11 protein-coding genes are annotated in these 11,375 nt (G+C 70.5%); 7 read left to right on the top strand and 4 right to left on the bottom strand.

Annotation, left to right across the window (positions count from 1 at the left end; translation table 11 throughout):
• Window positions 1-28: 28 nt before the first annotated feature.
• Both AB0I94_RS20530 and AB0I94_RS20525 read right to left on the bottom strand, forming a co-directional pair.
• A complete protein-coding gene (locus AB0I94_RS20530; protein WP_363311000.1) occupies window positions 29-1,036 on the bottom strand; it encodes a D-2-hydroxyacid dehydrogenase in 1,008 nt (335 codons plus the stop codon).
• A gap of 119 nt (window positions 1,037-1,155) precedes the next feature.
• Window positions 1,156-1,671, bottom strand: a complete 516-nt coding sequence (locus AB0I94_RS20525) for a hypothetical protein (protein ID WP_363310999.1) — start codon at window positions 1,669-1,671, stop codon at window positions 1,156-1,158.
• A gap of 291 nt (window positions 1,672-1,962) precedes the next feature.
• On the opposite strand from AB0I94_RS20525, the gene AB0I94_RS20520 reads away from it, so the two are divergent.
• Entirely contained in the window at window positions 1,963-2,901 is a 939-nt protein-coding gene (locus AB0I94_RS20520) for a helix-turn-helix domain-containing protein (protein ID WP_363310998.1), read from the top strand.
• A 60-nt stretch (window positions 2,902-2,961) separates the two neighbouring features.
• Here AB0I94_RS20520 and AB0I94_RS20515 read toward each other — a convergent pair whose 3' ends face one another.
• The gene (locus AB0I94_RS20515; RefSeq protein ID WP_363310997.1) at window positions 2,962-3,690 is read right to left on the bottom strand and encodes a class I SAM-dependent methyltransferase; all 729 of its coding nucleotides are present in this window, start codon (window positions 3,688-3,690) and stop codon (window positions 2,962-2,964) included.
• A 101-nt stretch (window positions 3,691-3,791) separates the two neighbouring features.
• On the opposite strand from AB0I94_RS20515, the gene AB0I94_RS20510 reads away from it, so the two are divergent.
• Both AB0I94_RS20510 and AB0I94_RS20505 read left to right on the top strand, forming a co-directional pair.
• Window positions 3,792-4,622 carry a slipin family protein gene (locus AB0I94_RS20510; RefSeq protein WP_363310996.1) on the top strand — a complete coding sequence of 277 codons (831 nt, stop codon included), beginning with the start codon at window positions 3,792-3,794 and terminating at the stop codon, window positions 4,620-4,622.
• Between the two features lie 227 nt (window positions 4,623-4,849).
• Window positions 4,850-5,677 carry a hypothetical protein gene (locus tag AB0I94_RS20505; RefSeq protein ID WP_363310995.1) on the top strand — a complete coding sequence of 276 codons (828 nt, stop codon included), beginning with the start codon at window positions 4,850-4,852 and terminating at the stop codon, window positions 5,675-5,677.
• A 56-nt stretch (window positions 5,678-5,733) separates the two neighbouring features.
• Here AB0I94_RS20505 and AB0I94_RS20500 read toward each other — a convergent pair whose 3' ends face one another.
• Window positions 5,734-6,417 (bottom strand): alpha/beta hydrolase, encoded by a 684-nt coding sequence (locus AB0I94_RS20500; protein WP_363310994.1) that lies wholly within the window; start codon window positions 6,415-6,417, stop codon window positions 5,734-5,736.
• 127 nt (window positions 6,418-6,544) lie between these two features.
• Between AB0I94_RS20500 and AB0I94_RS20495 the strand changes: the two genes are divergently transcribed.
• The 4 genes from AB0I94_RS20495 (at window position 6,545) to AB0I94_RS20480 (ending at window position 11,350) form a co-directional block, all read left to right on the top strand.
• The gene (locus tag AB0I94_RS20495) at window positions 6,545-8,974 is read left to right on the top strand and encodes a polysaccharide lyase 8 family protein (protein WP_363310993.1); all 2,430 of its coding nucleotides are present in this window, start codon (window positions 6,545-6,547) and stop codon (window positions 8,972-8,974) included.
• Window positions 8,975-9,365: 391 nt separating this feature from the next.
• Window positions 9,366-9,755 (top strand): subtilase-type protease inhibitor, encoded by a 390-nt coding sequence (locus tag AB0I94_RS20490; RefSeq protein ID WP_363311036.1) that lies wholly within the window; start codon window positions 9,366-9,368, stop codon window positions 9,753-9,755.
• Between the two features lie 143 nt (window positions 9,756-9,898).
• Entirely contained in the window at window positions 9,899-10,867 is a 969-nt protein-coding gene (locus AB0I94_RS20485) for an aminoglycoside phosphotransferase family protein (protein WP_363310992.1), read from the top strand.
• A 129-nt stretch (window positions 10,868-10,996) separates the two neighbouring features.
• Window positions 10,997-11,350, top strand: coding sequence for a YciI family protein (locus AB0I94_RS20480; protein WP_363310991.1), 354 nt, complete (start codon window positions 10,997-10,999; stop codon window positions 11,348-11,350).
• Window positions 11,351-11,375 lie beyond the last annotated feature (25 nt).

Genomic DNA, 11,375 nt, shown 5'->3' with positions numbered 1-11,375 from the left:
GACTTGATGCGGCTTCACGGCTGAGGCGCTAGTACCCCTTGGACCACCGCACGACGTTGCGCGGCGGCTCACCGGCGGTGAGCCGCCGCCAGTTGTCCGCGAACAGGTCGATGATCCGTCGCGTCTCGTCGCGTGAACCGCCCGCGGTGTGCTGGGTGAGGATCACGTTCGGACAGCTCCACAGCGGGTGCCCGGCGGGCAGCGGCTCCTCGCGGGTCACGTCGAGGACGGCGCCGCCGAGCCGGCCGGAGGCGAGGGCGGCGACCAGGGCGTCCTCGTCCGCCAGGGTGCCGCGTCCGGCGTTCACGAAGACGGCGCCGGGGCGCAGCCGGTCGACGCGCCGCCGGTCGAAGAGGTCCGCGGTGTCGTCCGTGCCGGGCAGCAGTCCCACGACGACGTCGAACTCCGGGATCCTGGCGTCGAGTTCCCGGCGGGTGCGGATGTCGCCGTCGCCCCGCGCGAAGTGCGCGACGGAACAGCCGAAGGGCGCGAGGAGTTCGGCGAGCCGCAGGGCGATGGACCCCCGGCCCAGGATGAGGACGCGTGCGCCGCTCAGGAGCCGCAGGCCCGGCCGTACGTCGAGCTTCGACCAGGACTCCCCCGCGCGCAGCCCGGCCAGGACGTCGACGCCGCGGTAGAGCGCGAGGATGCCCGCGAGGCAGGTCTCCGCGACCGGATCGGCGAAGAGCCCGCCGAGGTTGGTGACGGTGAGCCGCTGCCCGAGGACCGGCCAGTCGAGGCCCGCATAGCGGTCGATGCCGACGGACGCGAGTTGCAGCCAGCGCAGGTGCGGCGCCTTCTCCACCAGGTCCGCTCTCGGGTTGCCGAGGGCGATGTGCGACTCCGCCAGCACGCGTGCGTCGTCGGCGGAGTCGGAGTCCTGCTCGGCGAACCAGACCGGCCCCGGCACGACGGCGCGCAGTCGCTCCCGCTCGGCGTCGTCGAGCGCCAGCTCCACATACAGGGCGGCGTCGGGCGGCAGGGCGGCCGGGTCACAAGCCTGCGGAGCATGTGGTGCATGTGGTGCATGGACCATTCCTGAACCCCCGTGGTAAGGAAAGCGCTGGTGAACGCACGTTCACCGAACTTAGGGGTTTGGCTCCTCAAGGGTCAACAGCGATCTGTCCGCGGCTCCGGGAGACGGCATGCGGCGGATCAGGCTCCGGTCGTGGAGCCGGGTCGGATGATCATGAGGACGGTGACGGTGGCCCAGAGAAGGTTGAACACGCCTGTATACATGGCGAGTTGGGAGCTCGTGCGCTCTTTCGCAGCCACCACGCCCGTCCCTTCGGGCAGTTGGCCGCGCGTACTGTCGCCGTCCCCGCCTCGTCCCGCCACCGCGTCGAGCGCCGCCTCCTGGCGCGGCAGGACGAGGACGATGAGCACCACGGCCGCCGCGGCCGTGAGAACGATCGAGACGATCAGCCAGGCGCTGCCGAGCACGTTCAGGCTGCTCGCGGTCGCGAAGCCGGTGATGGGGACGGCTACGCCGACGAACGCGTACACCGAGCAGATGCGTTGCAGCAGCCGCAGCGAGGCGAGGGCCGCCGGGTCCCGCGGATCGGCCTGGGCGCGGCGCAGGGCCGCGGGGAACATGCTGGCGGCGACGGTGACCGGGCCGACCGCGAGGATGGCGGCCAGCACATGCAGCGTCAGGAAGAACTTGGTCACGACGGGCCCTCGGGATTCGAAGAATGGGGAGGTGCGGGACGGCGGAGACGGGACGGCGGAGACGCGAAGCGCCCATGGTGCGAAACGGCGGAGGTCGGTGGCCCCGATCGGGACCCGAACGCCGAGATTAGCCAGCGCCGAGCCCGCCGAACAGTGGCCTGAGTGACAGGCTTCGCATAGATACCGCCATCGAAGGCCAGGCCAGTACCAGGCCGCTTGACGGGACGCGACGAGATTTCAGCGCCTGTGCACGCGCTTGGCGGGATCCCGACTCTGCCGTACGTTGCCGCCATGCATACCGTGGCCGTCCTGGCGCTGGACACCGTCATCCCGTTCGACCTGTCCACCCCCATCGAGGTCTTCGGCCGCACCCGGCTGCCGGGCGGGCGGTCCGGCTACCGGGTGCGGGTCTGCGCCGCCGCGCCGCGGATCGACGCCGGTCTGTTCACGCTCCAGGCGCCGTGGGGCCTGGAGGGGCTCGCGGACGCGGACACGATCATCGTGCCCGGCACCGCCGACGTGTCCCGGCCGGTCCCCGACGCGGTGCTCGACGCGCTGCGGGCCGCGGCGGCCGACGGGACGCGGATCGCCTCGATCTGCGCGGGCACCTTCACGCTCGCCGCGGCCGGCCTTCTGTCCGGGCTGCGCGCCACCACGCACTGGGCGGCCGCGACCGTGCTCGCCGAACGCCATCTTGACGTCGACGTCGACCCGGACGTGCTCTACGTCGACAACGGACAGATCCTGACGTCCGCCGGTGCCGCCGCCGGGCTCGACCTGTGCCTGCACATGATCCGCCGGGACTACGGCTCAGCCGTCGCGGCGGACGCCGCCCGCCTCTCGGTGATGCCCCTGGAACGCGAGGGCGGCCAGGCCCAGTTCATCGTCCCCGACGCGCCGCCCACACCGCAGGGCTCCGAGCTGGAGCCGCTCCTGCGCTGGCTGGAGGAGAACGCGGGGCGCGAGCTCACCCTGGCGGACATCGCGGGCCGGGCGGGCATGAGCACCCGCACCCTGCTGCGTCGCTTCCGCGATCAGACGGGCAGCACACCACTGCAGTGGCTGCACCGCGCACGTGTCCGGCAGGCACAACACCTGCTCGAAACGACCGGGCACTCCGTCGAGCGCATCGCCGTGCAGGTCGGCTTCGGCTCGCCCACCGCGTTCCGCGACCGCTTCAAGCGCGTCGCCGGGGTCAGCCCGCAGGCGTACCGCAGGGCGTTCCAATGATCCGGGAGCAGGGGCTCGGGACTAGGGGCCCGGGAGCAGAGGCCCGGACAAGGGTGACGCTCAGACCTTGCGCGCCTCGACCAGGCACCAGCGGGGGCTCCCGTCGGCCCGGCGCCCGAACTCCTCCAGCGGGTGCAGCCGCATCGTGAACCCGGCCCGGAGCAGGTCCTCCAGCACACCCCCCAGCGGGAAGGTCCTGTAGTACATGACGAACGGCGGACGCCACAGCAGGTTGCGCACCCGCATCATCCCGTCGAAGCCGAGCAGCGCCCAGTACAGCGGCGACGTCAAGGGCGGCGGCGCGCCGATCGGAAAGGCGAAGACCCCGCCCGGCCGCAGCGCCCCGCAGACCTCCGCGAACAGCCGCGGCCGCTCGGCGGGCAGGAAGTGCCCGAACGCCCCGAAGCTCACCGCCAGGTCGAAGACCTCGACGAAGGGCAGGGCGCGGGCGTCGGCCCGCACCCACCGCACCGCGGGCCCGCCGTCGCGTGGGACCACGGCTGCCCGCGCCTCGGTCAGCATCCCGGCGCTGAAGTCGACGCCGGTGATCCGTTCCCGGCACAGCGGCAGCAGCGTCTCGACGCCCGCGCCGGTGCCGCAGCAGACATCGAGCCCCGCGTCGAACGGCCCGAGGCCGGCCAGGGTGTCCGCGACCGCGTCGAGCATCCGGTCGGGCGTGCGGAAGGGAGTGTGGTCGAACTTCGGGGCCAGCAGGTCGTAGCCGTCCTGGATGGAGGAGAAAGCCTGCACGGCCAGTTCGCGGAGTGTGGGTCCCTGGGAGGTGAACACCGTCCCCACCCTAGTCAGCGGCGGGCGATCGGGGCTCGACCGTGGACAAATGGGGGCATATCTTGGTAACGAGACGGACGACTCGGAAGAAGGGGGTCGTCATGGTCCAAGAGCTGCTCACGGCAGGGGCCGCGGTCGCCGCTGCCGGTTTCCTGTACGTGGTGTCGGCGGCCCGCGTGGTCAAGCAGTACGAGCGAGGGGTGGTGTTCCGCCTGGGCCGACTGCGGGAGGAGATCCGCAGACCGGGCTTCACCATGATCGTTCCCGGTGTCGACCGCCTGAACAAGGTGAACATGCAGATCGTCACGATGCCGGTCCCGGCGCAGGACGGCATCACCCGGGACAACGTCACGGTGCGCGTGGACGCGGTCATCTACTTCAAGGTGATCGACCCGGCGGACGCGGTGATCAAGGTGGAGGACTACCGCTTCGCCGTCTCACAGATGGCGCAGACGTCGCTGCGCTCGATCATCGGCAAGAGCGATCTGGATGACCTGCTCTCCAACCGCGAGAAGCTCAACCAGGGCCTGGAGCTGATGATCGACTCCCCTGCCATGGGCTGGGGCGTGCAGATCGACCGGGTCGAGATCAAGGACGTGTCGCTGCCCGAGACGATGAAGCGCTCGATGGCCCGGCAGGCCGAGGCCGACCGCGAGCGGCGGGCCCGCGTGATCAACGCGGACGCCGAGCTGCAGGCCTCCAAGAAGCTGGCCGAGGCGGCGCACCAGATGGCGGAGGAACCGGCCGCCCTCCAACTGCGGCTGCTGCAGACCGTGGTGGCGGTCGCCGCGGAGAAGAACTCGACCCTCGTACTGCCCTTCCCCGTGGAACTCCTGCGCTTCCTGGAGAAGGCCCAGCAGACGCAGGCGATGCCACCGGCACCAGCGGCCACAGGGGCGGAGCCGGAACCGAGACGGCCGGCGGCCGCATAGGCATGATCCCAGCCGTTCGGGCCTGAACCAGCTTCGGAGGCGACCTTGGCGTACAGCGGATCTCCGGGCTTCGACCAGTGTCCGAACGGGACGGGCCGGAATGGTTTCCGAGGCTTGTGGCCCGCGTGGTGGCCGGTTACCGCCAGGAGGTCTACCGGTTCGGGCCATGGGTCAGGTAGACGTGTCGCGGCCGTAGATCCGCCACTCAGCACGAGGAGGCATGCCTCATGACCGGTGCCCGCACCACCACCGCGGCAGGCAAGACCCGGTTCGACGACATCTACAACCAGCCCGACCCCCGCGCATACTTCCGCACGCTGGCCCCCTTGCGGTACGAGATACCGCAGCAGGCTCAGGACGTCTTCAGGCGCACGCTCGCCCAGCGGTCGGCGGTGCGCGGCACCCGTCGTCCCGTCACGGTCCTCGACCTCTGCTGCTCCTACGGGATCAACGCGGCGCTGCTCAACCACGACCTCACGCTCGCGGACCTGTACGCGCACTACACCAGCGCCGAGACCGGCGCCCTCACCCGGGGCGAGCTCGTCGAGTCCGACAAGGAGTTCTACGCCTCGCGGCGGCGGACCGACGCGGTCCCGGTCATCGGCCTCGACACCGCCGACAACGCGACGCGCTACGCCCTGGAGGTGGGTCTGCTCGACGAGGCCTATGCCGAGAACCTCGAACGGCACCCGCCCAGCGACGGACTGCGCGACGCCGTGGGGCGCGTCGGTCTGATCACGGTCACCGGAGGCATCGGCTACATCACCCACCGCACCTTCGGCGCACTCCTGGACGCGACACGCATCCCGGTGTGGGTGAGCGCCTTCGTGCTGCGCACGGTGCCTTTCCAGGAGATCCTGGCGACCCTGGACGCCCACGGCCTGGCCACCGAGACCGATCCCGAACGCACTTATCCGCAGCGGCTGTTCACCGATCTCACCGAGCAGAGCAGGGCGGTGGAGCAGGTGCTCGCGGCCGGTGACGATCCCACGGGCCTGGAGACGGAGGGCCGCTACTACACCCGTCTCCACCAGTCACGGCCCCGGCCGGCGTAACCCTCGACAGATGCGGTCCGGCACCGCCGCGACGGTGCCGGACCGCTCCCCCCTGTTCAGCTGGTGAAGAACTCGGTGACCTGCTCCGCGAACTGCTGCGGACTCTGCTCGTGCACCTGGTGCCCGACCGGGATCGTGATCGTCCGGGTGTCGGGGATCGCCATGGCCATGTCGGGGATGTGCTCCTGCGGCATGCTGCTGTCCGATCCGCCCGCCACGATCAGCGTCGGTGCGACGATCTCGCCGAGGCGTTCGGCCCACTCCGGGTCGGGGTCGAAGATCTGGGCGCGGACCGCCGGGGACACGGGCCAGTCGAAGTCGAGGGCGCCGTCGGGGCGCGGGGCATCGACCCACTCGCGCGGGTAGGGCGGCGGCGTCTCCTCCAGGACGAGACGCTCGACGCGGTCCGGGTGTTCCTGGGCGAGCAGGTACGCCACCACTCCGCCCATGGAGTGGCCCACGAGGCCCACCCGGTCCAGGCCCAGCTCGTCGAGGAAGCCGAGCACGTCGTCCCGCATCAGCTCGACCGTGTACTCGTCCGGCCAGTCACTCTCCCCGTGCCCGCGCAGATCGAGCGCGTACACCCGCCACTCCTGGCCGAGCACCTGCCCGACCTGCTCCCAGGTCGCCGAGGAACCACCGAGCCCGTGCAGCAGCACGACGGGCGCTCCGTACGAGTCGCCCCAGGTCCGGTAGGCCAGGCGTACGTCGCCCACATCCACTACTGCGTGATCGTTCATACCCCTGACGCTACAGCGCGTTGCCCGACCCATTGAGCAGTGGCCCGCACGCATGCTAGAAAGCGCTTGCTCTTCTCGCGGCCCTCGCGCCTCCTCCGTCTCGCTCCCCCTCACCACCGGAGACTCCATGCCCTCTCCCTGGTCCCGCCGCGCCTTCCTGCTCACCACCGGTGGCTCCGCGCTCGCCCTGACGGCCTCGGGTCAGCCCACCGACGCGGCGGCGGTGGAGGCGGACGCGTACGAGGCGCTGCGCGCCACATGGCGCACCCTCATCCTCGGCGAGGGCTTCTCCCCCACGGTCGAGCCCTTCAAGAGCCGCCTCGCCGAACTAGGCGCCAGCGCGCGGGAGTTGCGCGGCACCATGGCCCCCACGGCGGGCTCACTGTGGCCGGACGCCTCGTACGCCGACCCGGATCCGGACACCGACCAGGAGTCGTACGGCTACTCGGCGAACGTGGTGACCGGTTACAGCAGGCTCAACACCATGGCCCAGGCCTACCGGCAGCAGGGCACGGGCCTGACCGGCGACACGGGCCTCAGGGCCGACATCCTCAAGGGGCTCGATCATCTCTACGCCGAGGTCTACAACGAGAACCAGGCACGCTTCGGCAACTGGTACAGCTGGCAGATAGGAGCCCCGCAGGCCCTCCTCGACGTCTGCGTGCTGATGTACGACGAGCTGTCCGCGACCCAGGTGGCCGACTACTGCAAGGCAGTGGACCACTTCGTGCCCGATGCGGCGGTGGGCAGCTACACCGGGACGAGCACCGGGGCCAACCGCGTCGACCTGTGCCGTGTGCTCGCGTTGCGCGGGGTGGTCGGCGCCAGTTCCGCGAAGATCGCGCTGGCCAGGGACGCGCTCTCCCCCGTCTTCCCGTACGTGACGACCGGCGACGGCCTCTACACCGACGGCTCGTTCATCCAGCACACCACCGTGCCCTACACCGGGTCGTACGGGTCGGTGCTGCTGGGCGGCCTCGGCATGCTCTTCTCGCTGCTGCGCGGCTCCAGTTGGGAGGTCACGGACCCCAAGAAGCAGATCGTGTTCGACGCCGTGGAGAAGGCGTGGGCACCGTTCCTCTACAACGGCCTCGTCATGGACGGGGTGGCGGGCCGCGCCATCAGCCGCGGCCTCTCCGCGTCCGACGCCAAGAAGATCCAGGCGGACGACCACCGGCGCGGCCATCCCGTCATGGCGGCCGTGGTGCTCCTCGGCCAGGGCGCGAGCGCCGCCGAGAACGCGCGCTGGCGGGCTCTGGTCAAGGGCTGGATACGGCGCGACTACTACAGCCCGCCACTGAGCGACGCCTCGCTCGGCCTGACGAGCCTGGCCCGCCTGCAAGGTGTCGAGAACGACCCGTCGGTGACCGCCGCCCCGGAGCCCATCGGCCACCGTCTCTTCCCCAACATGGCCCGCGCCACGCACCGGCGTCCCGGCTGGGCGGCGTCGATCAGCATGGCCGATCCCCGCATCACGTACTACGAGACGGGCAACGGCGAGAACCTGCGAGGCTGGCACACCGGATCGGGCATGCTCTATTGGTGGGGAGACAACTACGCCAACGGGCAGTACAGCGACGCCTTCTGGCCCACTGTCGACCCGTATCGGCTGCCCGGCATCACGGCCTCCCGCAAGACGCTCGCGGACGCGGCGGGCGGCGACTGGGGCGCTTCCCTGCCGGGCGTGAAGTGGGTGGGCGGGGCGAGTGACGGTCAACGCGCCGCCATCGGGCAGTACTTGAAGGGCCTGCAGAGCACGCTGCGCGCCAAGAAGTCATGGTTCTGCCTGGACGACGCGATCGTCTGCCTGGGCGCGGGCATCGCCTGCACGGACGGCTCGGCGGTCGAGACGACCGTCGAGAACCGCAACCTCGGCCCGACAGGCACCGCTTCCTTCCAGGTGGACGGCGCCGCCAAACCGACCGGCAGCCCGTGGTCGGCGACGCTCACCGGCGCCAAGTGGGCGCACATCGGGGGCCACGGCGGCTATGTCTTCCCCGGCGGCGCGACGGTGAAGGCGCTGCGCGAGGAGCGCACCGGCAAATGGAGCGACATCAACAAGGGGGGCGCGTCGACGGCGATCGCCCGCAAGTACCTCACGATGTACGTCGACCACGGCACCGCCCCGACGAACGGGACGTACGCCTACCTCCTGATGCCGGGTGCGAGCGCGGCACAGACGGCGGCCAGGGCGACAGCCACCGGATGGCTTCAGATCCTCGCCAACTCCGACGACCAGCAGGGTGTTCTCGTACCCTCGCTCGGCTTCACCGGGGTGAACTTCTGGTTCGGCGGCACGGTCGGCAAGCTCACCGCGAGTGCGCCCTGCTCCGTGAAGATCAGCGAGAAGAGCGACGGCACAGCGGTCATCTGCGTCAGCGACCCGATGCGCGCGCAGACCTCTTTGACCCTGACCTGGAATCGCGCCGTGTCCACGGTGACGGCCAAGCCCGCCACGGTCACGTCAGCGGTGACGGGTGCGTCCCTGAAGCTGACCTTCGGGGATCTCAGCGGCACGAAGGGGGCCACACAGCGGATCACGGTCAGGCTGGGCTGAGGTTTTGCCGGGCACGGCCTGCCCGAACCGCACCCCGCACCCTTAGCACCGATGCTTTCCGGTCGACCATCGATTCCGGTAGAAAGTAGAAACAACCGTCTTCGCAGGTCAGGCGGTTGTTCTTGCTTGCACCATCGCTTCCGGTCCACATGTTGGACACTTGCCACGGCCCTCCCGATCTCCTTGCCGCCCGTCCTGAGCTGCCCGAACAGTCATCCGGCGACCGCTCAGCGGACACATGCATCCGGAAATCGACCATGTATTTGGTGCTCACTCTCCGCTCCGGCAAGACTCCCGTCAGCAACCAGCAACACACCCGCATCAAAGGAGAGTTGACGTGCGTTTCTTCCTCAAGACGGTGGGCGCCACCGCTGTCGTGGCCGCCTGTGTGATGTCCGGAACCTCTGGCACGGCGCAGGCCCAGCCCAAGGAGGCCGCCGCCGGCCTCTACGCGCCCTCGTCGCTGGTCCTTGCCGTCGGCCAGGGCGAAGAGGCGGACACCGCGACCATGCAACGCGCCGTGACGCTGACCTGTGCGCCCAAGGCCTCGGGAAGCCACCCCGCACCTTCCGCCGCCTGCGCCGAACTCCGCTCGGTCGACGGCGAGTTCGCCCGGCTCGTCAGCGCGTCACCCGACGCGTTCTGCACGAAGGAGTGGAGGCCCGTCGTGGTCACCGTCGACGGTGTGTGGCAGGGCCGACGAGTCGCGTGGTCCACGACCTTCGGCAACAGCTGCGAGATGCAGGCGAGCCTCACGGGAAGCGCGGCCTTCGCGTTCTGAGCCCTCGCCCGCCGTGCGCCCGAGGGTAATTGGGTGGACGCGGCCTCGGCCCTGACGGTGGGATGAGGCCTTGACCTTCACAGCGCCTTGGACGACGCCCCGTGCGACGTCCAAGGCGTCGCCCATGAGCGGGAGTTGCACCCATGACAGCAGGCGGACCCGAAGCATGTGACACCACCTCGGACCCCGACGTCGGACCCGAGGCCGACGGTGACCCGTACATCGACACGGACCTGGTCCGCCGGTTGCTGGCAGCGCAGTTCCCCCGGTGGGCGGACCTGCCGATCGCTCCGGTCAGGCGGTCCGGCATGGACAACGCGACCTACCGGCTCGGCGACGACATGTCCGTACGGTTGCCCCGCTACCACCGCTGGGTGGGGCAGGTGGAGGCGGAACAGCGATGGCTGCCGCGGCTCGCCCCGCAGCTGCCGCTCACCGTCCCCGAGCCGCTCGGCAAGGGCGAGCCCGGCGAGGGCTATCCCTTCCCCTGGTCCGTCTACCGGTGGCTGGAGGGCGAGACCGCGACCACCGACTCCCTGGCCGATCCGCTCCGGGCCGCGGCGGACCTGGCCGGGTTCGTCACGGCGCTGCGGCGGATCGACCCCACCGGCGGCCCGGGCCCCAGGCTCAGCAACGCCTTCCGCGGGGAACGGGTGGGCACCGAGTGCGACTCCTTGTTCGCCGACTCCCTCGTACGCGCCAAGATCGCGAAGCTGAAGGTGGCAGGGCTCGTCGACAGTGACGCGGTGACCGCCGTATGGGACGCGGCCCTCGCGGCTCCCGCCTGGGACGGGCCGCCGGTGTGGGTCCACGGCGACCTCGCCACCGGCAATCTCCTGGCCGTCGACGGGCGGCTGAGCGCTGTCATCGACTTCGGGACACTGGCCGTGGGCGACCCGGCGGTCGACCTGCTGCCCGCATGGCTCTTCCTGCCGGACGAGGCCCGCGGCGCGTTCCGCGACGCGGTCGCCGTGGACGACGCGACGTGGGCGCGGGGCCGCGGGCTCGCTCTCGCGGGGTCGCTGCCCGTTCCCGACGACCCGTTCTTCGACGATCCGGCGCGGGTGACGGCGGCGCTGCGGCATCTCGACGCGGTCATCACCGACCGCTGAGAGCCGCCCCGCGACATGCCGAGGAGAATTTTTCCCTCGGCATGTCGAGCCGGTCGATCGCCGTTCGTATAGACAGTGAAAGGCCGGCAGCCGGCCTCTCACAGGGCGATCCGCCAGAAAGAGGCAGCCATGAACCAGTACTTGATCAGCATCTACCAGCCCGACGGCGGCGTACCCCAGCCGGAGGTGCTCGAACCGATCATGCGCGACGTCGAAGCGGTGAACGCCGAGCTCAGGGAGGCGGGCGCCTGGGTGTTCGCCGGGGGTCTCTTCCCACCGAGCACGGCGACCGTGCTGCGCCTCGAGGACAGCGAGGTGCTCACCACCGACGGCCCGTACGTCGAGGGCAAGGAGCACCTCGGCGGCTTCACCGTCATCCGGGCGGCCGATCTGGACGAGGCGCTCGCCTGGGGCGCCAAGATGGCCCGTGCCATCACCCTGCCCATCGAGGTCAGGCCGCTGCAGCCGGGTTCCTGCCCGTGACTTCGAATCCCCCGGAGCCGGACTC

Source organism: Streptomyces sp. NPDC050147 (assembly GCF_040660195.1).
Taxonomy (GTDB): Bacteria; Actinomycetota; Actinomycetes; order Streptomycetales; family Streptomycetaceae; genus Streptomyces.
This window is presented reverse-complemented; position numbering and strand designations above follow the sequence as displayed.